Here is a 23,470-nt window from a genome sequence, read left to right as displayed (position 1 = left end):
CGGAGTTGTCGGCGCGCGGACACCTGGCGGAATCTCTCTCCCTCACGGGCCGACGACGCGGATGGCGGCCGGGTCGACCACGAGCCGCGGGTCCAGCATCGCACCCAGCAGGCGCCCGTCGGTCTTCACCTCCGGGCCGTCACGGAGATCGGCCACGAGACAGGTGACGTTGTCGCGACCACCCGCGGTCAACGCCAGTCCGACCAGGGTCTGGGCCGCCTCGTCGGGGTCCTCGAGGGTCAGTGCCTGGAGGATCTCCCCCTCGGCTACGAGGTCGGTGAGCCCGTCGCTGCACAGCAGCAGTCGGTCGCCGACCACCAGGTCGAGCTCGCGCAAGGCGGGCTCGGCCGGTTCGTCGCCGTTGACGGATCGGAGGACGACGTTGCGGAGAGGGTGGGTGGAGACCTGGTCCGGCCTGAGGTCTCCCTTCTCGACCAGCAGCTGCACCAGCGTCTGGTCGGTCGACAGCCGGTCGAGCGCGCCGTCGCGCACGAGGTAGGCGCGGGAGTCGCCCACGTGAGCCAGAGTCACCCGGTTGCCGCGGGCCAGCACCGCCGTGAGGGTGGTCGCCATGCCGTGCCGGGCTACGTCGTCCCGAGTGCCGCGCTGCAGCTCGCGATGGGCGGTCAGGACCGCCTCGGCGAGGAGCGTCGCGCCGTCCTGATCCGGACGCCCCATCGCCAGCGCGGTCACGACGTACGCCGTGGTGGCCGAGGCGACCTCGCCCGCGGCGGCGCCACCGACACCGTCGGCGACGAGCTGGAGGTAGGGCCCGGCAAAGCCGGCGTCTTCGTTCTGCTCGCGGACCAGGCCCACGTGCGAGGCGGCTCCGTAGGAGAAGTGCAGCACCACGGCTCCTTCCTCGATCGGAGTCGGACGGGCCCTGGGACTGCCCGTGGCCCGGAAAGGTTGTCGACTCGTGGCCCTGCCGACCGGGAGAGTGTCGCCCATGGAAGCCCGATCCGCTGCCCTGGACCGTGCTCGGGACCACGCCCTGACCTGGCTGGAGGCGCTCGACGAGCGCCCGGTGCCCCCTCAGATCGACGCGGACGAGGTGGTGCGCCGCCTCGGCGAGCTCCCCGAGGGACCCACACCGGCCGCGGAGGTCGTCGACCTCCTGGCGGAGGCGTGCGAGCCGGGACTGGCCGGCATCCCGTCCGGTCGGTTCTTCGGGATGGTGATCGGCGGGTCGCTGCCGGCCGCTCTGGGCGCCGACTGGCTGACCTCGGCGTGGGACCAGAACGTCGGGCTCCGCTCGCTCACCCCCGCCGGGGCCGCTGTCGAGGAGGTGGCCGGGCGCTGGATGCTGGACCTGCTCGGGCTCCCGGACGGATCGGCGGTCGGCTTCGTGACCGGCGCGACGATGGCCAACTTCACCTGCCTGGCCGCGGCGCGCGACACCGTCCTGATCAAGGCCGGGTACGACGTGCAGTCCGGGCTCGCGGGTGGGCCGGCGGTCCGGGTGATCGTCGGGGAGGAGCGGCACCCGTCGATCGACCTGCCGCTGCGGTTCCTCGGGCTCGGCGACCCTCTCGTCGTACCGGTGGACGAGCAGGGGCGCATCCGCGCGGACGCGCTCGGAGACGCGCTGAGGTCGACCGCTGGCCCGACGATCGTGGCGCTCCAGGCGGGGAACATCCACTCGGGCGCCTTCGACCCGTTCGCGGAGTGCGTGCCACTCGCGCACGCGCACGGCGCGTGGGTGCACGTCGACGGCGCCTTCGGCCTCTGGGGCGCGGTCTCGCCGCGATGGCGGGCGGCGGTGCGTGGCGTCGCCGACGCCGACTCGTGGGCGACCGACGCGCACAAGACGCTGAACGTGCCCTACGACTCCGGTCTGGCGATCGTCCGCGACGCCGACGCGCTGGCATCGTCGATGGCGATGCACGGCGACTACCTGATCCAGGCGACCGGCGACCCCCAGGAGCGGACGCCCGAGCTGTCCCGCAGGGCGCGCGGCTTCGCGACCTGGGCGGCGCTGCGGAGCCTCGGTCGCGCCGGCGTGGTCGACCTGGTCGAGCGGCTGGCGGGCCATGCCCGCGCCTTCGCCGCCAGGGCCCGGGAGATCCCGGGCTGCGAGGTGCTCAACGAGGTCGAGTTCACCCAGGTCTGCTTGACCTTCGGCGACGACGACCGCACGCGCCGGGTCGCGGCCGCCCTGCTCGCCGACGGGACGACCTGGATGTCGGGATCGCGCTGGCACGACCGGGCCATCGTGCGGATCTCGGTCAGCAACTGGAGCACCACCGACGACGACGTACGCCGCTCGCTGGCGGCCCTGCGTCGAGCGGCCGCGTCCGTCCCCGGCTGAATCCGGTGTCGTTCCCGATGGGGGCCGGGTTGGATGGGCGGGTGTTCCCCACGCTCGCGCATCCGCCCAAGGTGCGGCCCGGCGACAAGGTCGCGGTGGTCTCTCCGGGGTTCGCCGCGCCGGCCGTGGCCCCGGCAATCCACGAGCAGGCGCTGACGCGGGTCAGCGAGGTGCTCGGGCTGGAACCCGTGGAGTACCCGACCACGCGGCGCCTCGACGCGAGCCCGGGGGCCCGGGCCGCCGATCTCCAGGCCGCCTTCGCGGACCAGGAGATCCGCGCTGTCCTGGCCACCATCGGTGGCGACGACCAGATCACCGTGATCCCCCACCTCGACCCCGCCGTCGTGCGCGCCGATCCCAAGCCGTACCTCGGCTACAGCGACAACACCAACCTGCTGAGCTGGCTCTGGACCAACGGCGTCGCCTCGTTCCACGGCGGCTCCACCCAGGTCCAGGTCGGCGCGGGTCCGGCGCTGGACGACGTCCACCTGCGATCGCTGCGAGCAGCCCTGCTCGACGGCGGCCGGCTCGAGATCACCGAGCCCGGCCAGGCCGAGGACTACGGGGCCGACTGGAAGGCACCCGCGGCGCTCACGTCGTACGGCGAGCGCGAGCCGACGCAACCCTGGACCTGGGCCGGACCCGAGCGCTCGGTCACCGGTCCGACCTGGGGCGGGTGCATCGAGATTCTCCAGTGGGTCCTCACGGCAGGGCGGTTCCCGGCCGACCCGTCGGTGCTCGACGGTGGCATCCTGCTGCTCGAGTCGTCGGAGGACCTCATCCCTGCCTCGGAGTTCGGCTACATCACCCGCTCGCTCGGCGAGCGTGGTCTGCTCGCCGCGGTGGACGCGGTCGTCGTCGCGCGCGCGACCGCCGCCACCCGCGAGGACCCGCGGACCCCGGAGTCGCGCGCGGCCCACCGTGCGGCACAGCGCGACGTCGCGATCGAGACCGTCCACAGCTACAACCCGGACGCCGTCGTGGTGGTCGGCGTTCCCTTCGGGCACACGCGGCCGCAGTGGATCCTGCCGTACGGCGGCACGATCACCGTCGACTCTCGGGAACAGAAGGTCTGGGCGGACTATGACTGAGCCGGCGACGTCAAGGTCGATCCCGGACGCGCGAGTGGGTCACGAGCGTCGAGGCGGGCTTAGCCGCAGACGGCGCCGTGGGCCGCGGACGTCACCATGGCGCGGTACTTGGCCAGAACGCCTCGCGTGTACTTCGGCGGGAGCGGTTCCCAGCCTTCCCGGCGAGACTTCCAGTCGTCGCCCTGCTCGACGTCGAGCAGGCGGTGGGCGACGTCGAGGGTGATCCGGTCACCGTCGCGGAGGAACGCGATCGGCCCGCCGTCAACGGCCTCGGGGGCGATATGGCCGACGCACAGGCCCGTCGTACCGCCCGAGAAGCGGCCGTCGGTGATCAGCAGGACGTCCTTGCCCAGGCCGGCGCCCTTGATCGCGCCGGTGATCGCGAGCATCTCGCGCATCCCCGGGCCGCCCTTCGGACCCTCGTAGCGGATCACCACGACATCGCCGGCGGCGATGGTGCCCGCCTCGAGCGCGTCCATGGCCGCGCGTTCGCCGTCGAACACCCGCGCCGTACCGGTGAACGTCGAGTCGTCGAAGCCCGCGGTCTTCACGACCGCGCCCTCGGGAGCCAGCGAGCCCTTGAGCACCGTCAGCCCACCGGTCTTGTGGATCGGCCGGTCGAGCGAGCGCAGGACGTCGTCGTCCAGATCCGGGGGTGACAGCTCCTCGAGGTTCTCGGCCATCGTCTTCCCGGTGACGGTCAGGGCGTCGCCGTGCATGAGCCCGGCGTCGAGCAGCGCCTTCATCACCACGGGGATGCCGCCGACCTTGTCGACGTCGTTCATCACGTAGCGGCCGAACGGCTTGAGATCGCCGAGGTGCGGGACCTTGTCGCCGATCCGGTTGAAGTCGTCGATGGTCAGGTCGACCTCGGCCTCGCGGGCCATCGCCAACAGATGGAGTACGGCGTTCGTGGAGCCGCCGAGGGCCATCACGACGGTGATCGCGTTCTCGAACGCCTCGCGGGTCATCACCTGTCGGGCGGTGATGCCGAGGCGGAGCAGGTTCACCACGGCCTCGCCGGAGCGGTGCGCGAAGCCGTCGCGTCGCCGGTCGACCGCCGGTGGCGCCGCCGACCCGGGGAGGCTCATCCCGATCGCCTCGGCCACGGCGGCCATGGTGTTGGCCGTGAACATGCCTCCGCAGGCGCCCTCCCCGGGGCAGATCGCGCGCTCGATCCGGTCGACCTCCTCGCGCGAGATCTTGCCGGCCAGGCACGCGCCGACCGCCTCGAAGGCGTCGACGATCGTGACGTCGTGACCGTCGACGCGGCCGGGCATGATCGAGCCGGCATACAAGAAGACGCTGGCGAGGTCGAGCCGCGCGGCGGCCATCATCATGCCGGGCAGGCTCTTGTCGCAGCCGGCCAGCAGCACCGACCCGTCAAGCCGCTCGGCCATCATCACCGTCTCCACGGAGTCCGCGATCACCTCGCGCGACACCAGCGAGAAGTGCATCCCCTCGTGGCCCATCGCGATGCCGTCGGACACCGAGATCGTGCCGAACTCCAACGGGTAGCCACCGGCCGCGTGCACGCCGTTCTTGACCGCCTGTGCCAGGCGCTGGAGCGAGAGGTTGCAAGGCGTGATCTCGTTCCAGCTCGAGGCGACCCCGATCTGTGGCTTGGCGAAGTCCGCGTCGCCCATGCCGACGGCCCGGAGCATGCCTCGCGCGGCGGACTTCTCCAGCCCGTCGGTGACGTCGCGCGAGCGGGGCTTGAGATCCGGCGTACTCATGCTCGGCAGCCTAGTGACGGCGACGGCCGGTGCTGCCGCGGTCTCACCCGCCACGACGTACGGCGATCAGATGACGGCGGCGCGGACGACGCAGACGTCGGGCAGGTCCGTGTGGATCTGTGCCCAGGTCTCGCCCGCATCGGGTGATGCCCACACGGCACCGTTGCGGCCACCGAAGTACAGCCCGTGCGTGTCGTGGGTGTCGACGCACATCGCATCGCGCATCACCGCGACGTAGTAGTCGTCCGGCAGGCTGCCGTCCCCCAGCGGGGACCAGCTCGCCCCCTTGTCGGTCGACCGCCAGACGCGGGCGTGCCCGTCGACCGGCCAGCGGGCACCGGCGTCGACGATCGGGAACGCATAGACGCTCTCCGGGTCGTGCGGGTGGACGACGATCGGGAAGCCGAACTCCGAGGGCAGGCCGGGGGCGATGTCCTGCCAGCTGTCGCCGCCGTCCTCGGACCGGTAGACGCCACCGTGGTTCTGCAGGTAGAGCAGGTCCGGGGTCGCGGGGTGGCGGGTCACCTTGTGCACGCACTGGCCGAACTCCGGGTAGGAGCGCTCGCCGGGGAAGAACTCGGCCTTCACCCCGGTGTTGGACGGGTACCACGAGTCGCCGGCGTCGTCGGTGCGGTAGACGCCGCCCGTCGAGATCGCCGCCAGGACCTTCTCGGGCTCCTCGGGGTGGGGCAGGATCGTGTGGAAGGCCTGGCCGCCGAAGCCGGCGTTCCACTCCGTCCGCTGAGGGTTGTCCCACAGTCCGCGCTCGAGCTCGAAGCTCTCGCCGCGGTCGTCGGACCTGAAGATCGCGCCGGGCTCGGTGCCGGCGTACACCACTGCGTCGTCGACGCCGGGCACGAGCTGCCAGACGCGCGCGACGGAGGCGTCGGTGTCCTCGGGGAAGCGGACGGCACCGTTGGGCGTCTCCTGCCAGGTCTTTCCGAGGTCGTCGGAGCGCCAGACCTGCGGTCCGAGCCAGCTCGAGCTGGCACCCGCGAGAAGCCGCGGCCGGTCGCCGCGGGTGTCGACCATGCAGGAGTAGACCTCCTCCATGGGGAAGTGCGGACCCGTCCAGCTCCACTCGCGGCGGCCTTCGTCGGATCGCCCGATCCACAGGCCCTTGCGGGTGCCGACCATCACCAGGGTGGTGTCGCTCATCAGGATGGTTCTCCCTCCGTGTGCCGACCCCTCACTATTCCTAATTGGAAGAGTAGTCTGGTCTCCCGATGAGTCAAGACCTGCCTACGGAGAGTCCCGACCTGCCGGTGACGGCGTACGCCCTGCTCGGCCTGCTGACGTTCGGCGACCAGCTGACCGGCTACGAGCTCAAGCAACGGGCCGACAACACCTTGCGGTTCTACTGGGTGGCGCCGGCGATGAGCCAGATCTACACCGAGCTCGGGCGGCTGACCGAGCACGGGTACGTCGAGCCGGTGACGACGCAGGGCGGGGGCCGGCGCACGACGGCGTACCGGATCACGACGGCGGGCGCGCGTGCGTTGCGCACCTGGATCGACGACTCGCGGGTCGGCTTCCCGACGCTGAAGCACACGGTGCTGCTGCGGCTGCTGATCGGCCACGCCTCGGACCCGGGACGGATGCAGGAGATGCTCGAGGAGTACGTCGCGGAGCTCGCCGAGGCACTACGCGATCTTCGCCAGGTGCGCGAGTCCCTCCGCGGCGCCGATGCGCCGGGCGAGCTGTTCCACTACCCGTCGGTGGTCGCCGACTGGGGGCTCGACTACTTCACCGCAGAGACGCGGCACACCCGGCGAGCGCTGGCGCGGCTGGCCACCCCCGGTGAAGGGGAACGATGACCGCACGCGGATAGGTTGCGTGGGTGCTGTCGAGGGTCCCGCCGGTCTGGTTGGTGGTCGTCGGCATCGCGTCGGTGCAGCTCGGCGCCGGGATCGCGAAGACCGTGTTCGACGACGCGGCACCGTTGACCCTGGTCTGGCTGCGGCTGGCCACCAGTGCCCTCGTGCTGGGCGCGCTCGTGCGTCCGACGCTCCGCGGACGCACGCAGGACGACTGGCGGGTGGCGATCGCGTTCGGGGTGGTGCTCGGGACCATGAACTGGGCGATCTACGAGTCGTTCGCCCGGATCCCGCTGGGCATCGCGGTGACGATCGAATTCCTCGGCCCGCTCGGGCTCGCCGTCGTCGGCAGCCGTCGCCCCCGCGACCTGGTCTGGGTCGCCCTGGCCGCGATCGGGGTCGGGCTGCTCGGCATCGGGCGCGGTGACCTCAACGTGGCCGGGGTCGCGTTCGCCCTACTCGCCGCCGCGGCGTGGACGGCGTACATCTTGCTCAGCGCGAGCACCGGCCGCCGGTGGCCGGGGCTCGACGGGCTGACCGTGGCCAGCGTGGTCGCCACGGTGATGATGGCGCCGTTCCTCGTGGCGTTCTCCGGCCGGGGCCTCGACGACCCGCACGTCGTCGCCCTCGGGGCGCTGGTCGGCCTGCTCAGCTCGGTGATCCCCTACTCCTGCGAGATCACCGCGCTGAGGACGATCCGGCCGTCGGTGTTCGGCATCCTGATGAGCATCGAGCCGGCCGCCGCCGCACTGGCCGGGATGCTCGTCGTGGGTGAGTTCCTGACGCCCGTGCAGTGGCTGGCGATCGGCTGCGTGATCGCGGCGAGTATCGGCGCCACCCGATCCGAGTCGCGACTGGCCACCCCGGCCCTCGACTGACCGACCTCAGCCGGCGTGCACCAGGTCGATCCGGGTCTCGGTCTGCTCCCACCCGACGTCCGCGAACGCCCGCGCCATCGGGGCGTTGTCGTTGTCGGTGTCCGCGATCAGCGTCGTCGCGCCGCCGGCGACGAGCCGCTGGGTCTGCCAGGCGAGGAGCTGGCGCCCGAAGCCGTGACCGCGGTGGTCGCGGACCACCCCGACGAAGATCACCGCCGCACGTCGGTTGGACGCGACGTGTCCCGACACCATCCCGACCACCTCGCCGGCGAGGTCGAACGCGAGGTGGATGCGGTCGACCGGGTCGGCGGTGACCAGGTAGCCGAGGCTCTCCGCACACGCCTTCTCGAAGCCCAGCCGCTCGACCAGCTCGCGGTCGTGGGCGTCGAGGGTGTCGCGCATGACCTCGCGGTGGCAGGCCACCAGCCGCGGGTCGGCGCGGTCGTTCAGCCGCTCGAACACCAGGTCGGTCGTCATGCCGGCGGCCAGGCCGGGCGGCGGCTCGAACTCGTAGTGGCGCCGCTCGACCAGCAGCTGCCAGCCGGCGTCTCGCAGCGGACCGACGAGGTGCGCGATAGCCGGGTCGTCGACGGAGGTGCCGGGTGGAGCGAAGAGGCACACCTCCGCCTCCTCATCACTAGGCAGCGCGAGGACGTCGGCGGTCGCCCGGGCGACCAGTGCTCGCGCGACGTCCGGTTCCTCGGGGACGCCGACGACGTCGATCAGGTAGAGCCCCGATCCGGTGCCGAACGCGCCGACGACGCCGAGCGGTCTCGGGTCTCCCTCGCGCCGGACACCCCAGACCCACTCGGGTCGTCGGCGCCCCGTGGCGAAGTACTCCAGAAGGTTGTCCTGGGTGCGGATCCGGCGCTGCGTGAGCGAGTCGACGGGCATCGGGCTCGCGGCGAGCAGTGCGCGTGCCTCCTCGACGGAGGCGGGATGGAAGAGGTCCAGGTCGGTCAAGAGGTTCCTCAGATCTGGGAACCGGCCTCGCTGCGGAGGCCGGAGGACGGTGTGGACATCGTGGCCTCCTTCCCGTGCTCGTCGGAGCACCCGACGCTAGGGGCGCCGACATCGCCCGGCAACGTCTTTTCCACGTTGCCGGTGACGACGACGCGGCGAGCTGCTCGACGCAGCGTCGTCAGCACGGCCGGCCCGAGCACGACGATCGCGACCGCGTTGGTGATCGCCCGGCCGGTGTCGAACGAGCCGGTCGAGGTGATCAGCGTGTAGACGAGGAACCGGTGCAGGTTCTCCGAGAGCGGGTCACCCGGCACGAACGACAACCCGGTATGGCCGGGCTCCGCGATCCCGAGCACGAACGGCCACGAGGAGAGGTTCAGCAGCAACCCGAAGACGTACGCCGCCACCACGCCGTACGCCGCCAGCATCGCGATCTCGGCGCGGCCGGTGAACCGGCGAGGGAGCAGTCCGGCGCCCATCCCGACCCACGCCGAGACGAGCATCTGGTACGGCAGCCACGGACCCACGCCGCCGGTCAGCAGTGCCGACGCGAACAGGGACGTGCACCCGAGCACGAAGCCGAACCCCGCGCCGAACACCCGACCGCCCAGGATCAGCAGGAAGAACACCAGCTCCACGCCGGCCGTGCCGGGCGAGAGGCCACGAAGGACGGCGTTCACCGCCGACAGCACGCCGAGCACGGCCAGCACTCGTGGATCGAGCCCGCCCTCGGTGACCTCGGCCAGCACCACCACGATCACGACCGGCAGCAGGGCCAGGAAGACGAACGGCGGACCGACCTGACCGCCCGCCGACTGCCGGACCAGGAGCGGCCACATCAGCATCATCAGGCCGCCGACCGAGGCGACGCCCATCACCATCATCGACCGCCGCGAGAGCGGCACCGCGCGACTCATCGGGGCACCTCCGAGACGCGCAACCAGCCCGGACCGAGGATCTTGGTGACCTGCGGGGCGAACGCCGGAGACGCCGCGAGCACCTCGCGGGTCGGTCCGGACGACACCACCTCGCCCTCCGCGAGCACCACGACCTCGTCGGCGGCCTCGGCGGCGAACTCCACGTCGTGCGTCGCCACCATCACGGCGTGCCCGTCGTCGGCGAGCCGGCGCAGCACCTCGGCGAGTTCCGCCTTGGCCGGATAGTCAAGCCCCCTTGTCGGTTCATCGAGGAGCAACACCGGTGGCGACGTCACCAGCACGACCGCGAGCGCCAGCGCGAGCCGCTGCCCCTCCGACAGGTCGCGGGGGTGCATCTCGTCGGGGACGCCCGGCACCAACCGGTCGAGCAGCTTGCGGCACTCCCCCGAGCCGCCGTCCGCGGCGCCACACTCGTCGGCCACGGACTCGAGGTACAGCAGGTCGACGGCGGTCTGCGGTACCAGGCCGACCAGCTCGCGCCGACGCCCGGCTGGCTCGGCCGCCGGGTCGACCCCGTGCACGGCGAGCGTGCCCGAGCGCCGGGAGCGAGTTCCCTGCATGGTCCAGAGCAACGTCGACTTGCCCGAACCGTTGCGGCCCATCAAGGCGGTGACGCTGCCCGGCCGCAGCGTCACGGACACCTCGCGCAGGGCGACGGTCGTGCCATGGAGAACGGTCAGGTCCGCGCCGACCAGGACGGGCTCGTCACCGGACGCGGGCGCGACCGCCGGCGGTTCTCCGAGGTCCAGGTCGCGCGCCAGCCGGCGCGCCTGGCGGACGGTCATCGGCAGCGGGGACCAGCCGAGCCTCCGGCCGAGCTCCACGATCGGCGGTACGACGGGCGAGCCGGCGAGCATCTCCACGGGAGTCCCGGTGCGCACGGTCCCGTCACCGGCGAACAGCGCGATCCGGTCGGCGAAGGGCACCACCCGTTCGAGACGGTGCTCGGCCAGCAGCACCGACAGCCCGAGGTCGTCCACGAGCCGGGTCAGGGTCGCCAGCACCTCCTCCGCCGCGGTCGGGTCGAGGGCGGACGTCGGCTCGTCCAGCACCAGTACCTGCGGGTGCATCGTCAGCACCGATCCGACCGCCACCCGCTGCTGCTCACCGCCGGACAGGGTCCGCAGGTCTCGAGCACGCAGCGACGCGATGCCGAGGAGGTCGAGGGTCTCCTCGACGCGACGGCGCATCGTGTCGGCGGGCAGACCGAGCTGCTCCATCCCGTACGCGAGCTCCTCCTCGACGGTGTCGGTGACGAACCCCGACGCGGGGTCCTGCCCGACGTACCCCACGACGTGCGCACGCTCCCGCGGCGGCTGGTGGACCACCGACCGGCCATCGATCCGGACGTCGCCGACCAGCGAGCCGCCGGAGAACCGCGGCACCAGTCCGGTCACCACGCCCAGCAGCGTCGACTTGCCGACGCCGGTGCGACCCGACACCAGCACCATCTCCCCTTCGTCGACGATGAGGTCGACGTCGCGGAGGATGGGTTTGTCGTCGTAGCGGAACCCGAGATCGCGCAGCTCGATCACGCGACACCCCCCGTCGGAGAGGCGGTCGTGGCGGGATGCGGGGAGCACAGGGCTCCCGCCACGGCGATGATCACCGTGACCAGCGCGAGCAGGCTCAGCGTGGGCGCTACGGAGAGGGACGGGTAGGCGATCGTCAGCTGGTGGCGGGAGATCCACCAGCCGGCGGCGCCGACCAGGACCCCCGAGGTCGCCACGACCAGCTCCGGCCAGCGCCAGCGGTCCGGGCGGTAGCGGCTCCGCCCGACCCGCCGGCCGGCCAGCCGGACGGCGACGACCGACACCACGACGCCGAACAGCAGCATCGGCCGTCCGAGCCAGGCCGGCGTCGTCTGGTCGAGGCCGCCGTACACGCCGACGGCGAGCGCACACAGACCGAGGAGCATCAATCCCCCTGTGGTACGGCGTTCGCGCGGCGTGGCCCCGGACGTGCGGCCGTACCCGCGGGTGTCCATGCCGGCCGCGAGGGAGAGCGATCGCTCCAACGCGTCCTCGAGCACCGGCACCAGCAGTCGGCGGAGTCCGCGCACCCGGCCGGTGTCACCACCACGCAGCGTCTGGGCCGCGCGCACCCGACGGAGGCTCTCGGCGAGCTGTGGCAGCACGGTGACGGCGACCACCAGGGCGCTGCCGATCTCGTACAACGCCGGCGGCACCGAGCGGAGCAGGCGCTTGGGGTTCGCCAGCGCGTTGGCCGACCCGATGCAGATCACGATCGCAGCCAGCCGAAGTCCGTCGTACAGCCCGGCCAGCAGCGCCTCCTGCGTGACCGAGCCGAGCAGGCGGAGCCCGAGCGTCCAGTGCGGCAGCGGGAACGCCGGCAGGTGCAGCAGCACCCGGCCGCCGTCACCGCCGCCGAGCAGGATCCGGAACAACACCCGGATCACCACGATCGCGACGCCGAGCCAGAGATAGATCCGGAACGAGTCGGCCCAGGGTTGTGCGCTGCGCCGGGCCGCAACCACCAGGCACGCCACCCCGATCAGGGCGAGCAGAAGATAGGGGTTCGTGGTGAACGACGCCGCCGCCGCAAGCCCGAGCGCCCAGATCCACCACGCCACCGGGTGGAGGTCGCGTGGCAGCCGGGCGGTCCCGAGCTTGGCGAGGCGGGCGCGCATCACCCGCCGCCGCTGCCTCTTCGGCGAGCCACCACGATCGTGCCCGCGCCCAGGAAAAGCACAGCGATCGCGACCGGGGCGACCCAGCCGGGTAGCCCGTCGGAGCCCGACCCGCCGGAGCCTCCCGAGCCGTCGGAGACGTTCGCCGCGGGGCCGACGGCGTGGGTGTCGTCGGACCCGTCGCTGCTCGGTTTCGGCTTGGTCGAGTGCTGGTCGTGCGTGGTCTTGCCATGTCCGGGGTGCCGGCTCGCGGTCGGCTCGCTGCTGGGCGCGGACGGCGAGCCGGCACCCGGGTCACCCAGCGCCGACGAGGTCGGCGGAGCCGGGCCCGTCGACGTGGACGGATGAGAGGACGGCGGATGCGTGCTCGGGCTCGACGTCGGCTGGGTTCGGTGAGCGCTCGGCGGGGCACCGGGCGGGGACTTCGCGTCACTGCCCTGCCAGGACATGCCGACGTACCCACCGGCCGGGACCTTCAGCGAGCTCGCAGCCTGGGAGGAGTAGGTCCACTTCCCGGACTTCCCGTCCGACCACCACAGCGACCAGTACGCGTCGGCCGGCGGAGTGTTGAGGCACGGGTCGTCGTCCCGCGAGGGCAGACCGTCGATGCGGCAGACGAATCCCGGCGTCCGCTGAACTTCGTCCATCCGATGGCCCACGTCCTTCAATTGGGCGTACGCCGTCCTGCCGGCCCCGCCCGCGTCGCAGGCCGTCTGCACCCCCCCGCCGAGCTGGTTGAAGTCCACCACCACGGACACACCCTTGGCGCTGTTGCAGGTGGCCGCCTGTGCCGACCCGGACAGGCCGAGCCCCACCGCCGCGGCCACGAGGACCGCGACGGCGAGGCGTACGACGAGCCGAGGCACGCGCGTCAGGACCGGCAACGGGAGAGGGCGAGAAGGGCGGGAGCCGCCTGGGCTCCGGCCCGGCGCCACTGGTCACGCGTCGTCTTGTCGATGCCGTCCCGCTTCGCGAGCTTCATGGTGGCTCGGTCGTAGGCGATCGCACCGCGCTCGCCGGCCAGCGGCGTCCCGGAGACGTTGCCGGTGACCTGGAGCCTGGCCACCCAGCGGGCCGCGTCGCGGGCGGCCCCGCACTTCCCCTCGGCCTGGAACGCCCACCCCGCCAGCCCGGTGCTGTTGGCGTTGGCTGCCGACGTCGAGGGACCTCCGCCGAAGCTGCCGTTGTCCTTCTGGTGCCGCTTGAGCCAGCGGGTGGCCTTCGCCAGATCCTTCTTGAGCCGGCCGTGCCCCTTGGCCACCGGGGCCAGCTCCACCACGGCCAGGGCGGTGACGTCGGTGTCGGCCGGGTCCCCCTTGCCGCAGCCCTGGTCACGCGCGGTCTTGTCGGTGTTGAAGTTCAGCCGGAAGTAGCCGTTGCCGCACTGCTGGCGGAGCAGGAACTTCAGCGCCGACCGACCTGCCGGATCTCCGGCCTTGAGGAGCCCGCGCACGGCGAAGACCTGGCCGATCGTGTTGGCGAAGTCGCCGGAGGTGGACCTGTCCTCGATCCGGCCCGCGATCGGGGCGCCCGTGGCAACTCGCTGGGCCAGGCGCTTGACCAGGTTGATCCCACCGAAGTGGCGCGCGTCGCCGCCCGTCTGCTGGGCCACGACGGTCAGCTTGGCCGTGGCGCCGGCGTACCGGTCGGTGCCGAAGGTCGTGTAGTCGACGGCGTGCCTGGCGAGCGCGTGACGCGCGTGTCGGACGTCCTTCTTGTGTCCGCCGATCGCCCTGAGAGCGAGCGCCGTGTCAGCGGTGAGGCCGTAGTCGTCGAACTTGAACTGACGGTTGTGGATCAGGCCCTTCGAGTTGAGCTGATGGGAGAGCCAGGTCGCTCCGTGACCCGCGGGCGACGACGACGAGACGGCGTGGGCCGGGTCGCCGCTCGCGACCAGGGAGGCCGCCAGGGCTGACGCGACGAGCGCCGTACCGGCGCGTCGTGCGACTGAGAGGGTGGACATGGGTTCCTTCCCGCTGCGACAACGGGCAGGAGCCCCTGGTCGGGGCGGGAACCCACCCGCTGCGTTCCTCGACAGCGTGTGTTAGGGACGCGTCGTGTCGGGTGCTCCGGCTCGTCGCGTCCCACGAGAAGGACACGACCTACGGTTGCGGGTCAGCGCCGGACTTCGACCGGCTTCCCCCGCCACGGGCGTAGCTGGATGTGATCACCGGCAGGCTATCCCCTCCGCACACCGTGGCCACAACCCCGGTCGGACAACACCGTGATATCGGGCCATCCATAGACGGTTCCGGGAAGCAGATGGCCCTCTTCCTCGACTTCCTGTTGGCCGATCTCACGTCCCCCCATGGCTTCGTAGAACGCCCGGGCCGGGAGATTGGCGGTCAGTACGACGAGATGGAGCGATGTGAATCCCCGGTCGGCCAGAGCGCCGGCCGCCGCCCGCAGCAGCGAGCCGCCGAAACCCTGGCCACGACGATCAGGCAGGACATAGAGGGCGCCGATCTCGGCGGTCGAGCCTGAGGGGTCGTCGTCGGCTGCCGTCCCCGACACCAGCGCGCTGAGAACTCCTACGTCGTCTTCAGCAACGAGTACGACGTCACGCGCGGCGTTGCCTTCAGCGTGGGCCGTGAGCGCGCGGGCCCATCCTCGCGCCGAGACCTCGGGCGTCCATTCGTCCGCGCGCTGCTGCCACGCCGCGTCGGGCAGCTGACCCCGATGTGCCGACAGAAATGAGTCGACCATCACGCGCCCCATGGCCGGCGCATCTGCGGGAACCGCCACCCGGATCTTCATCGTCGGCGCAGGTCCCGCCCGTCGACGCGGTCAGAGGGTCTCGGCGTACCAGACCTCGTGGATGCTCTGGCGCATGAGGGCCCGCTGCCTGGCCTGGATGAGGATGCCGCCGATGGCGAGCACCAACAGGAGCAGGGACCAGCCGAAGCTGTTCGAGACGGTGTCGGTGAAGTCGCCCCTGCTGAAGTCCGCGGAGTTCAGTGAGCCCACCAGCAGCATGATGCCGCCGGTCACGCCGACAGCACCGGCGATGGAGCCGATGAAGACGAGCAGGATCATCGGCACGTTGGTGAGCACCGACACGAGTCCGACGAGGAGACCGACGACCAGGCCCACCAAGACAGCCACCCAGTTCCAGGAGATCCCGAAGGCGACGACGATGCCCGAGCCGATCGCGAAGCCGGCCGCACCCATGGCGAGGACGATGGCGACGTAGTAGTAGAAGTAGGCGAAGACCGCGAAGACCAGGGCGAGGACCAGCCCCAGCACCCAGCCGAGCACGGTGCCGAGGAAGCGATCGTTGCCGAGGTCGGCGACCAGGCCGGCGCCGACGGCGAACCCGGCGAAGAAGCCCCAGATGGGGATGATGAGGCGCAGCACGAACTGCCCTGCGACGAGCATGGCGCCCCCGGCGATGATCGCCAGGAGGCCCAGGATGATGTCGGCCATGTCAGCAATGTAGGGCTTGAGACCGCTTCGTCCCGGGAAGACACGTCGTCCCGACGAGAGCCTGGTCGGGAGCGGGTCAGCTGACCAGCGCGGTCAGGTAGTAGCAGCCGACCGCCGGCGTCCCCCCGTAGCCCTCCGGCAGGTACGGGGCCGGGCCCGTGATCTCCAGCGGCGTCCACACGCCCTCGTCCCGTAGCCGGTCGACCACGGCTTGGCAGTGACGGCTGTGCCACAGGTCCTCGCGCTGCGTCGCGACAACGAGTCCCCCTGGCCGGCCCACCCTCGCGAGCTCTCGCCACACCGTCTCGACCTCCGGCAGGTAGGTCATCACCCCGACACAGACGACCACGTCGACGCTGTCATCCTCGACGGTCAGTTGCTGCTGGAGGTCCACGTGCAGAAGCGCGTCATACGCTCCGTGCTGCTGGGCGACCTCGAGAGACGCGTGCGAGATGTCGAGCCCGACGAGCTGCCCCGCGAACCCTCGTGCGCGAAGCGCTCGGCCGACCAGGCCGGTGCCGCACCCTACGTCGAGCGCCGAGCCCGCTGCGGGGTGCTTGGTGACGACGGTCTCCGCCACCACCGAAGGAGCCTGGTAGGACCACGAGGTCAGGTCGTCGTCGTAGCTCTGCGCCCACTCGTCGTACCGGTCGGCGACCTCACGAGCATCGCTCGTGCCCTGGTGCAACCAGCCGGCGATGGGGTCGGCGTCGGGAACCACCGCTCCAGCGTCTCACGCGACAGCCATCTGGCCCCTCGATGAGTGAGCCGGGACCGGCGCGAGCTCATAGCCCCGGGCATCGGCCCAGAACCGAGCGAGCAGATCCGGGTCGGAGCAGTCGAAGACCAGCTGGAAGCGGACAGGCACCGTCAGACCAGCTCCCCCACGAGGTCGGTGAGGGCCGCGAGGTAGGCGTCGACGTCCTCGTCGGTCGCGGCGACCGAGCAGGTCGGCCCGGCGCCGACGATGGCCTCCCAGACACCTCGGTTCGCGAGGTAGACGCGCAGCAGCCGCCGCAGCGGCACGTCGAGGGTCTCCATCGCCTCGGTCGCCGTGCGCGGCATCGAAGGGCTGAACGACAGCCCGCTCCGCGGCCAGAACCGGTGCGTCGTCCATCCGAGCCCCGACCCGGCCACGACCTGCGAGATGCCGTCGGCGAGCCGGGTACCGAGCCGTTGACTGTGCGCGTAGGCGTCGTCGGTCAGCACCTCGCTCATCGTCGCCCGGGCCGCCGCCATCGAGACCGGGTTGCCGAACAGCGTGCCGCCGACGGCGACCTGCGGCTTGTCCTCGTCGCGACCACCGGGCCGCTGCAGCACGGCTGCCACCTCTTCGGTCATCCCGTACGCACCCAGTGGAATGCCCGCGGCGATCGACTTGCCGACCGTCACGAAGTCGGGCGCGAGCCCCCACCGCCGGGTGAGTCCGCCGGGACCGACGACCTGCGTATGGGTCTCGTCGTACGCCAGCAACGTGCCGGTACGGCGGGTCACCTCACGCAGTCCGTCGTGAAAGCCGTCGTCCGGCATCAACAGGCCCACGTTGTTGGTGAGCGCGGGCTCGGTGATCACCACCGCCACCTCGCCGCCCGCGAGCACGCGCTCCAGAGCTTCGAGGTCGTTGAACGGCACCACGACGGTCCGCTCGGTGACGTCGTGCGGCAGGCCGTCCTCCTCCGGCACCAGACGACCGTCCTCGAGCTCGACCAGGACGTCGTCGAAGTGGCCGTGGTACTTGCCGTCGAAGAACAACACCTTCTCGCGGCCGGTCATGGACCGGGCGATCCGGATCACCTCGGTGTTGGCGCTCGTCGCCGCCAGCGTGAACTGCCACAACGGGAGGCCGTAGCGCCGCACCAGCTCGCCCGCGACCCAGATCGAGTCCTCGGTCGGCAGCAGGTACTGCGATCCGAGACGGACCTGGCGGCTCACCGCCTCGACCACAGGAGCCGGGCCGTAGCCGGTGAACATCGACATGTCGGCGATGTTGAAGTCGGCGTACTCGTGGCCGTCGACGTCACGCAGGCGTGATCCGGCGGCCGACTCGATGAACAGCGGCGGGTGGTCGTACGACGTGCGCAGCCAGCTCATCGGCACGCCGTTCGGCATCACCTGCTGCCCGGAGGCCCACAGTTCCTGGCTGCGCGGGCGCATCCGCACGAACGCGGCGTCCTCGCGCTCCTTGAGCGCAGCCACCCGCGCCGCGTCCACCCCCGATCCGCCCACGCTCGGAAGCGTAGAGCACCAGTGCACCAGAGGGTCAGCCGCTCAGGTCAGCCGCTCCAGGACCAGCTCACGCACGCGGTTGGCGTCGGCCTGGCCGCGCATCTCCTTCATCACCGCACCGATCAGCGCACCGGCGGCGGCCACCTTGCCGTCGCGGATCTTGTCGGCGACGTCGGGGTTGGCGGCGATGGCGTTGTCCACGGCAGCGCTGAGCGCACCGTCGTCGGAGACGATCGCGAGCCCTCGTGCCGCGACGATCTCGTCGGGTGTGCCCTCACGGTCGAGCAGGCCGTCGAAGACCTGGCGCGCGAGCTTGTCGTTGAGGGTGCCGTCATCGACCAGCGACTGCACGCGGGCCACGTCGACCGGCGTGACCCCGAGGGCCCCGATCTCGGTCTCCGTCTCGTTCGCCCGTCGGGCCAGCTCGCCGAGCCACCACTTGCGTGCTGCCTGCGGGGCCGTGCCGGCCGCGATGGTCTCCTCGACGAGTCCGAGCGCGCCGGCACCGAGGGTGTCGCGCATCTCGAGCTCGGAGAAGCCCCATTCCTGCTGGAGCCGCGCGCGCTTCTCGTGTGGCGGCTCAGGCAGCCTGGTCTTCAGCTCGGCGACCCACTCCCGGCTCGGCGCGACCGGCACCAGGTCGGGCTCGGGGAAGTAGCGGTAGTCATCGGCGTCGGACTTCTCCCGGCCACTGGTGGTGACGCCGGTGTCCTCGTGCCAATGCCGGGTCTCCTGGAAGACCCGACCTCCGCCGGCGAGCACGGCGGCATGACGCTGCACCTCGTAGCGCGCCGCCCGCTCGACGGACCTGAGCGAGTTGACGTTCTTGGTCTCGGTCCGGGTGCCGAGCGTGCCCGAACCCTTCGGCGCCAGCGAGAGGTTGACGTCGCAGCGCAGCGACCCCTGCTCCATGCGTACGTCGCTCACGCCGAGGCCGAGGAGCAGCTCGCGCAGCTGTCCGACGTACGCCCGGGCGACCTCGGGTGCCTTGTCGCCGGTGCCGAGCACCGGCTTGGTCACGATCTCGATCAGCGGGATGCCGGCACGGTTGTAGTCCACCAGTGAGTAGTCGGCGCCGTGGATGCGACCGGTGCTGCCGCCGACGTGAAGCGACTTGCCGGTGTCCTCCTCCATGTGAGCGCGCTCGATGCCGACCCGGTACGTCTCGCCGTTCACCTCGACGTCCATGAAGCCGTTGAACGCGATCGGCTCGTCGTACTGGGAGGTCTGGAAGTTCTTCGGCATGTCCGGGTAGAAGTAGTTCTTCCTCGCGAACCGGCACCACTCCGCGATCTCGCAGTTCAGTGCCAGGCCGATCCGGATCGCCGACTCCACGCCCTTCGCGTTGACCACCGGCATCGAGCCGGGCAGGCCGAGGCAGGTCGGGCAGGTCTGGGTGTTCGGCTCGGCGCCGAACGTCGTGGGGCAGCCGCAGAACATCTTGGTCTCGGTGTTCAGCTCGACATGCACCTCGAGCCCGAGCGCCGGGTCGAACTGCGCGAGCGCGTCGTCGTACGACAGGAGGGTGTCGGTCATGCTCCGGCTCCTGTCAGCTGCGGTGCCCGGTCGAGCAGCGCGCCGCCCCACTCCTGGCCGAGCAGCGCCTCGAGCGCGGCACCCACGCGGTAGACCCGGTCGTCGGCCATCGCCGGCGCGAGGATCTGGACGCCGGCCGGGAGTCCGTCCTCGTCGGCCAGCCCGCTGGGTATCGAGATGCCGGGTACGCCGGACAGGTTGGCCGGGATCGTGGCCAGGTCGTTGAGGTACATCGCGAGCGGGTCGTCGACCTTCTCGCCGATCTTGAACGCCGTCGTCGGTGCGGTCGGGCTGACCAGCACGTCGGCCAGCCGGAAGGCCGCCTCGAAGTCGCGCGTCACGAGGGTGCGCACCTTCTGAGCCTGACCGTAGTACGCGTCGTAGTAGCCGCTGGACAGTGCGAATGTGCCCAGGATGATCCGGCGCTTCACCTCGTCGCCGAAGCCGGCCTCGCGGGTGGCGCGCATGACGTCCTCGGCGCTCGGATCGCCGTCGGGAGTCACCCGCAGGCCGTACCGCATCGCGTCGAAGCGGGCCAGGTTGGACGACGCCTCCGCCGGCAGGATCAGGTAGTACGTCGCCAACGCGTGCACGAAGCTCGGGCACGAGACCTCGACGACCTCCGCCCCCGCCTTCGTCATCAGCTCGACCGACTCCGCGAACCGCGCGAGCACGCCGTCCTGGTAGCCCTCGCCGCCGAGCTCGCTCACCACGCCGATGCGGACGCCGGTCAGGTCGCCGTCGGCGCCCCGCCGAGCCGCCTCGACCAAGGCGGGCACCGGCTGGTCGATCGAGGTGGAGTCGAGCGGGTCGTGGCCGCCGATCACCTCGTGGAGGAGCGCGGCGTCGAGCACGCTCCGGGTCACCGGGCCGGCCTGGTCGAACGAGTTGGCCAGCGAGACGAGCCCGTAGCGCGAGACCCCGCCGTACGTCGGTTTCACGCCGACCGTGCCGGTGACGGCGCCCGGCTGGCGGATCGAGCCGCCGGTGTCGGTGCCGATCGCGAGCGGTGCCTCGTACGCCGCTACCGCGGCCGCGCTGCCGCCGCCGGACCCGCCCGGGATGCGGTCGAGGTCCCACGGGTTGTGGGTCGGGCCGAAGGCGCTGTGCTCGGTCGACGAGCCCATCGCGAACTCGTCCATGTTCGTCTTGCCGAGGATCGGCAGGCCGGCCGCGCGCAGCCGGGCGACCACGGTCGCGTCGTACGGCGGCACCCAGCCCTCGAGGATCCGCGAGCCACAGGTCGTCGGCAGCCCGCGCGTGGCAACCACGTCCTTGACCGCGATCGGGACCCCGTCGAGCGGCCCGGCGGGCGAGCCGGCAGCGCGCCGCGCGTCCGACGCGGCGGCGTCACGCAGCGCACCCTCGGTGTCGACCTGGAGGAACGCATGGACCGCTCCGTCGACCTCGGAGATGCGGTCGAGGTGGGCCTGGGTGATCTCGACGCTGGTGGTCGCACCGTCGTCCAGCGCAGCGGCCATGGCCGCAGCGCTCGCTCGCAGCGACGGTGCCGGCCGCTTCGTGCTCTCCCCGGTCACTGCTCCTCTCCAAGAATTCGCGGCACCTTGAACCGCTGCTGCTCCACCTCGGGCGCACCGCTCAGCGCCTCCTCGGCGGTCAGGCCGGGCCGAACCACGTCGTCGCGGAAGACGTTGGTCAACGGCAGCGTGTGGGAGGTCGGCGGCACGTCGTCACCGGCGACGCCCTGGATCGACGCGATCGAGTCCAGGATCACGCTCAGCTGCGGGGCGAGGTGGTCCAGCTCGGCGTCGCTCAGGTCGATCCGCGCGAGATCGGCGAGGTGCGCCACCTGGTCGCGCGAGAGGGTCGGCTGCTCCACCGCCGCGCGACCGTCCTCGGGCGCGCCGGGGTGCTCGGAAGTCTCGGGCATGAGTTCATCCTAGGGAGGCTTCCGCCGCGACTCCTCATCGGTTTCCGGCCGGAATGACCCACGGGGAGGTCAGGACTGCCTAGGATGCCGCCGCGATGGTCACCGTCCGGGAGAGTGAGGTCGATGGCGTCCCGTGCTTCTGGGTGGAGACCGGACGCCCCACTCTGGCTGCGCGTCTGCTCTTCCGCCAAGGCACGGCCGACGAGCCCTTGCACGAGAGCGGCTGGCTCCACCTCCTCGAGCACATGGCGCTGCACGGCACCGGGAGCGGTTCGCTGCACGTGAACGGTTCCGTCTCTCCGCTCATCACCACCTTCGAGACCCACGGTCCCCCGGAGGCGGTCGCCCGCCACCTCACGCGGCTCGCGTCCTGGCTGGGCGACCCGGAGCTGCGCGGCGTCGAGCGGGAGCGCGGGGTGCTCCGGGCCGAGTCGGAGCTCCGCGGCGGCCCGTTCGTGAACTCCCTACGGTGGCGGTACGGCGCGCAGGGACCCGGCGTCGGTTCGTACGCCGAGCCGGGGCTGGTCCGCGCGACTCCCGAGGTGTTGTGGGAGAGGTGCCGGCGAGTCTTCAACCGCGGGAACGCCGTCCTGGTCCTCGACGGTGCACCCCCGCACCGCCTGGGGCTCGGACTGGCGGACGGCTCCTTCCTCCCACCCGCACCGGCGGTGAGTGTCGAGTCGGAGTTCCCCGCGGCGTACCAGGAGAGCGCGGGCCTCGTGCTCAGCGGCGTCGTCGAGCGCAGCCAGGGCGCCGGGGTGGCCGCCTCGCTTCTGGAGAAGGCGCTCCGACAGGAGGTACGTGAACGCGCCGGTGCTGCCTACGCGCCGTGGTCCGGCTACGAACCCGTCGATGCGGACACCGCGGTGATCGCGGCGGGCTCGGACCTGCGACCCGACATCCTGCCCACGATCCTGGAGAAGTCGCTCGTCGTCCTCGAGCGGCTCCGGAGCGGGGCACCTCAGGGCTGGATCGAGGAGCAGGTGGCCGCCCGACTGCAGGCGCTCCGCGATCCGTACAACGCGATGGGTGTCGCGCTGCGCGCCGGTCACGAGGTGCTCGGCGACAGGCTGCCGTTGACCTACGACGACCTCATCGCCGAGACCGAGCAGACCGATCGCGAGCAGGTCAGGAGGGCCTTCGACCAGCTGCACTCCACGCTTCTGCTCGGTGCCCCCGCACCGACGAAGCTCCCGAAGCGGATCCCGCGGGTGGAGTTCCCGATCACCCGGCCCTGGCGTGACACACGCGGGCACCGCCACCGGAACTGGCCGAACGACGGCAGGCGTTTCGGCGCCGGACCTGCCGGCGTCGAGCTGATCCACGACCACGACGCCCAGCAGGTGCTGCTGGCGGAGGTGACCGCTCTCTTGACGTGGCAGGACGGCACCCGACACGTCGTCGGTCGCGAAGGGTGGGGCCTGACCATGTCGCCTGCGCAGTGGCACGGAGGTGCCGACCTGACCAGGACGATGGACGACAGGGTCCCCAGCCACCTGCACCTCCCGCTCGAGGGAGACGGCAGCGGTGCCTTTCGACGGTTGTCCCGGTGGAAGCGCTGGTCCCCCCGTCTTCGCCGATCGCTCGTCTCGGCGCCGGGACTGGCCCTGCTGGCCGTCGTGCTCGCCCTGGTCGGGATCATCGCGGCCAGCCGGCACGTGGCCATCGCCGCGCCCTTCGTGATCCTGGCCCTGCTCTGCCTGATCCGCGTCCCGAAGGCGTACTTCCGCGGCCGTCGCAGGCTCTGGTGAGCGGGCGGCCACGCCGGCTTCCTGGTCGGGGTCGGTGGGGTCGGGTGAGGTACCAGGTTGGCCAAACCGCCTACACGGGCCCCTTCGCGGGGCTACCGTGCTGAGCGAATAGACCCACGCCAGCCCCACGCCAGCCACCCCCCAGGCCGACTATGAACACCGCTCTCCGCACGGTCCAAGAGACCGATGTCGACGGCGTCCTCTGCTTCTTCGTAGACATGGGACGCCCGGCTTCTGCTGCCCACCTGCTCTTCCG

21 protein-coding genes are annotated in these 23,470 nt (G+C 71.5%); 5 read left to right on the top strand and 16 right to left on the bottom strand.

Features of this window, described 5'->3' with window-relative positions; genetic code table 11:
* Positions 1-42: 42 nt before the first annotated feature.
* Positions 43-852, bottom strand: coding sequence for a PP2C family protein-serine/threonine phosphatase (locus tag VGJ24_RS11810; protein ID WP_331500797.1), 810 nt, complete (start codon positions 850-852; stop codon positions 43-45).
* A gap of 97 nt (positions 853-949) precedes the next feature.
* On the opposite strand from VGJ24_RS11810, the gene VGJ24_RS11805 reads away from it, so the two are divergent.
* Together VGJ24_RS11805 and VGJ24_RS11800 are read left to right on the top strand one after the other, a co-directional pair.
* Complete coding sequence (locus VGJ24_RS11805; RefSeq protein ID WP_331500796.1) at positions 950-2,311, top strand: pyridoxal phosphate-dependent decarboxylase family protein; 1,362 nt, start codon at positions 950-952, stop codon at positions 2,309-2,311.
* 41 nt (positions 2,312-2,352) lie between these two features.
* A complete protein-coding gene (locus VGJ24_RS11800; protein WP_331500795.1) occupies positions 2,353-3,402 on the top strand; it encodes a S66 peptidase family protein in 1,050 nt (349 codons plus the stop codon).
* 59 nt (positions 3,403-3,461) lie between these two features.
* On the opposite strand, the gene ilvD is transcribed toward VGJ24_RS11800, so the two are convergent.
* Both ilvD and VGJ24_RS11790 read right to left on the bottom strand, forming a co-directional pair.
* The gene (ilvD, locus tag VGJ24_RS11795; protein WP_331500793.1) at positions 3,462-5,138 is read right to left on the bottom strand and encodes a dihydroxy-acid dehydratase; all 1,677 of its coding nucleotides are present in this window, start codon (positions 5,136-5,138) and stop codon (positions 3,462-3,464) included.
* A gap of 66 nt (positions 5,139-5,204) precedes the next feature.
* Positions 5,205-6,296: an exo-alpha-sialidase gene (locus tag VGJ24_RS11790; protein ID WP_331500792.1), complete on the bottom strand. Its 1,092-nt coding sequence runs from the start codon at positions 6,294-6,296 to the stop codon at positions 5,205-5,207.
* Between the two features lie 68 nt (positions 6,297-6,364).
* On the opposite strand from VGJ24_RS11790, the gene VGJ24_RS11785 reads away from it, so the two are divergent.
* Together VGJ24_RS11785 and VGJ24_RS11780 are read left to right on the top strand one after the other, a co-directional pair.
* Positions 6,365-6,955, top strand: coding sequence for a PadR family transcriptional regulator (locus VGJ24_RS11785; protein ID WP_331500791.1), 591 nt, complete (start codon positions 6,365-6,367; stop codon positions 6,953-6,955).
* Positions 6,956-6,978: 23 nt separating this feature from the next.
* Positions 6,979-7,833 carry an EamA family transporter gene (locus tag VGJ24_RS11780; protein ID WP_331500790.1) on the top strand — a complete coding sequence of 285 codons (855 nt, stop codon included), beginning with the start codon at positions 6,979-6,981 and terminating at the stop codon, positions 7,831-7,833.
* Positions 7,834-7,839: 6 nt separating this feature from the next.
* Here the strand turns inward: VGJ24_RS11780 and VGJ24_RS11775 are convergent, their stop codons facing one another.
* From VGJ24_RS11775 to gatC, 13 genes are all read right to left on the bottom strand, one after another.
* Complete coding sequence (locus tag VGJ24_RS11775; RefSeq protein ID WP_331500788.1) at positions 7,840-8,796, bottom strand: GNAT family N-acetyltransferase; 957 nt, start codon at positions 8,794-8,796, stop codon at positions 7,840-7,842.
* A gap of 8 nt (positions 8,797-8,804) precedes the next feature.
* Complete coding sequence (locus VGJ24_RS11770; RefSeq protein ID WP_331500787.1) at positions 8,805-9,713, bottom strand: ECF transporter S component; 909 nt, start codon at positions 9,711-9,713, stop codon at positions 8,805-8,807.
* Positions 9,710-11,269, bottom strand: a complete 1,560-nt coding sequence (locus tag VGJ24_RS11765; protein WP_331500786.1) for an ABC transporter ATP-binding protein — start codon at positions 11,267-11,269, stop codon at positions 9,710-9,712. The genes VGJ24_RS11770 and VGJ24_RS11765 overlap by 4 nt, the downstream gene beginning before the upstream one ends.
* Positions 11,266-12,384 carry an energy-coupling factor transporter transmembrane component T gene (locus VGJ24_RS11760; protein WP_331500814.1) on the bottom strand — a complete coding sequence of 373 codons (1,119 nt, stop codon included), beginning with the start codon at positions 12,382-12,384 and terminating at the stop codon, positions 11,266-11,268. Before VGJ24_RS11760 ends, VGJ24_RS11765 begins: the two co-directional genes overlap by 4 nt.
* Positions 12,384-13,250, bottom strand: coding sequence for a hypothetical protein (locus tag VGJ24_RS11755; RefSeq protein WP_331500785.1), 867 nt, complete (start codon positions 13,248-13,250; stop codon positions 12,384-12,386). The genes VGJ24_RS11760 and VGJ24_RS11755 overlap by 1 nt, the downstream gene beginning before the upstream one ends.
* A gap of 5 nt (positions 13,251-13,255) precedes the next feature.
* Positions 13,256-14,347, bottom strand: a complete 1,092-nt coding sequence (locus VGJ24_RS11750; RefSeq protein ID WP_331500784.1) for a hypothetical protein — start codon at positions 14,345-14,347, stop codon at positions 13,256-13,258.
* 215 nt (positions 14,348-14,562) lie between these two features.
* The gene (locus tag VGJ24_RS11745; protein WP_331500783.1) at positions 14,563-15,141 is read right to left on the bottom strand and encodes a GNAT family N-acetyltransferase; all 579 of its coding nucleotides are present in this window, start codon (positions 15,139-15,141) and stop codon (positions 14,563-14,565) included.
* Positions 15,142-15,171: 30 nt separating this feature from the next.
* A complete protein-coding gene (locus tag VGJ24_RS11740) occupies positions 15,172-15,810 on the bottom strand; it encodes a hypothetical protein (RefSeq protein WP_331500782.1) in 639 nt (212 codons plus the stop codon).
* Positions 15,811-15,886: 76 nt separating this feature from the next.
* Positions 15,887-16,531, bottom strand: a complete 645-nt coding sequence (locus VGJ24_RS11735) for a class I SAM-dependent DNA methyltransferase (protein WP_331500781.1) — start codon at positions 16,529-16,531, stop codon at positions 15,887-15,889.
* Between the two features lie 149 nt (positions 16,532-16,680).
* A complete protein-coding gene (locus VGJ24_RS11730) occupies positions 16,681-18,036 on the bottom strand; it encodes a transaminase (RefSeq protein WP_331500780.1) in 1,356 nt (451 codons plus the stop codon).
* Between the two features lie 42 nt (positions 18,037-18,078).
* Complete coding sequence (gene gatB, locus VGJ24_RS11725) at positions 18,079-19,572, bottom strand: Asp-tRNA(Asn)/Glu-tRNA(Gln) amidotransferase subunit GatB (RefSeq protein ID WP_331500779.1); 1,494 nt, start codon at positions 19,570-19,572, stop codon at positions 18,079-18,081.
* Complete coding sequence (gatA, locus tag VGJ24_RS11720) at positions 19,569-21,053, bottom strand: Asp-tRNA(Asn)/Glu-tRNA(Gln) amidotransferase subunit GatA (protein ID WP_331500813.1); 1,485 nt, start codon at positions 21,051-21,053, stop codon at positions 19,569-19,571. Before gatA ends, gatB begins: the two co-directional genes overlap by 4 nt.
* A 53-nt stretch (positions 21,054-21,106) precedes the next feature.
* Positions 21,107-21,463, bottom strand: a complete 357-nt coding sequence (gene gatC / locus VGJ24_RS11715) for an Asp-tRNA(Asn)/Glu-tRNA(Gln) amidotransferase subunit GatC (protein WP_331500778.1) — start codon at positions 21,461-21,463, stop codon at positions 21,107-21,109.
* A gap of 95 nt (positions 21,464-21,558) precedes the next feature.
* On the opposite strand from gatC, the gene VGJ24_RS11710 reads away from it, so the two are divergent.
* Complete coding sequence (locus VGJ24_RS11710) at positions 21,559-23,214, top strand: hypothetical protein (RefSeq protein WP_331500777.1); 1,656 nt, start codon at positions 21,559-21,561, stop codon at positions 23,212-23,214.
* The last annotated feature ends 256 nt before the right edge of the window (positions 23,215-23,470 follow it).

Origin of the sequence: Nocardioides sp., assembly GCF_036493135.1 — a bacterium.
Classification (GTDB): Bacteria; Actinomycetota; Actinomycetes; order Propionibacteriales; family Nocardioidaceae; genus Nocardioides.
This window is presented reverse-complemented; position numbering and strand designations above follow the sequence as displayed.

Excerpts from the sequence above, each read along its gene's own strand:
- VGJ24_RS11805 (WP_331500796.1), top strand. The coding sequence starts at position 950 with ATGGAAGCCCGATCCGCTGCCCTGGACCGTGCTCGGGACCACGCCCTG.
- ilvD (WP_331500793.1), bottom strand. The coding sequence starts at position 5,138 with ATGAGTACGCCGGATCTCAAGCCCCGCTCGCGCGACGTCACCGACGGG.
- VGJ24_RS11790 (WP_331500792.1), bottom strand. The coding sequence starts at position 6,296 with ATGAGCGACACCACCCTGGTGATGGTCGGCACCCGCAAGGGCCTGTGG.
- VGJ24_RS11785 (WP_331500791.1), top strand. The coding sequence starts at position 6,365 with ATGAGTCAAGACCTGCCTACGGAGAGTCCCGACCTGCCGGTGACGGCG.
- VGJ24_RS11770 (WP_331500787.1), bottom strand. The coding sequence starts at position 9,713 with ATGAGTCGCGCGGTGCCGCTCTCGCGGCGGTCGATGATGGTGATGGGC.
- VGJ24_RS11760 (WP_331500814.1), bottom strand. The coding sequence starts at position 12,384 with ATGCGCGCCCGCCTCGCCAAGCTCGGGACCGCCCGGCTGCCACGCGAC.
- VGJ24_RS11750 (WP_331500784.1), bottom strand. The coding sequence starts at position 14,347 with ATGTCCACCCTCTCAGTCGCACGACGCGCCGGTACGGCGCTCGTCGCG.
- VGJ24_RS11745 (WP_331500783.1), bottom strand. The coding sequence starts at position 15,141 with ATGAAGATCCGGGTGGCGGTTCCCGCAGATGCGCCGGCCATGGGGCGC.
- VGJ24_RS11740 (WP_331500782.1), bottom strand. The coding sequence starts at position 15,810 with ATGGCCGACATCATCCTGGGCCTCCTGGCGATCATCGCCGGGGGCGCC.
- gatB (WP_331500779.1), bottom strand. The coding sequence starts at position 19,572 with ATGACCGACACCCTCCTGTCGTACGACGACGCGCTCGCGCAGTTCGAC.
- gatA (WP_331500813.1), bottom strand. The coding sequence starts at position 21,053 with ATGGCCGCTGCGCTGGACGACGGTGCGACCACCAGCGTCGAGATCACC.
- gatC (WP_331500778.1), bottom strand. The coding sequence starts at position 21,463 with ATGCCCGAGACTTCCGAGCACCCCGGCGCGCCCGAGGACGGTCGCGCG.
- VGJ24_RS11710 (WP_331500777.1), top strand. The coding sequence starts at position 21,559 with ATGGTCACCGTCCGGGAGAGTGAGGTCGATGGCGTCCCGTGCTTCTGG.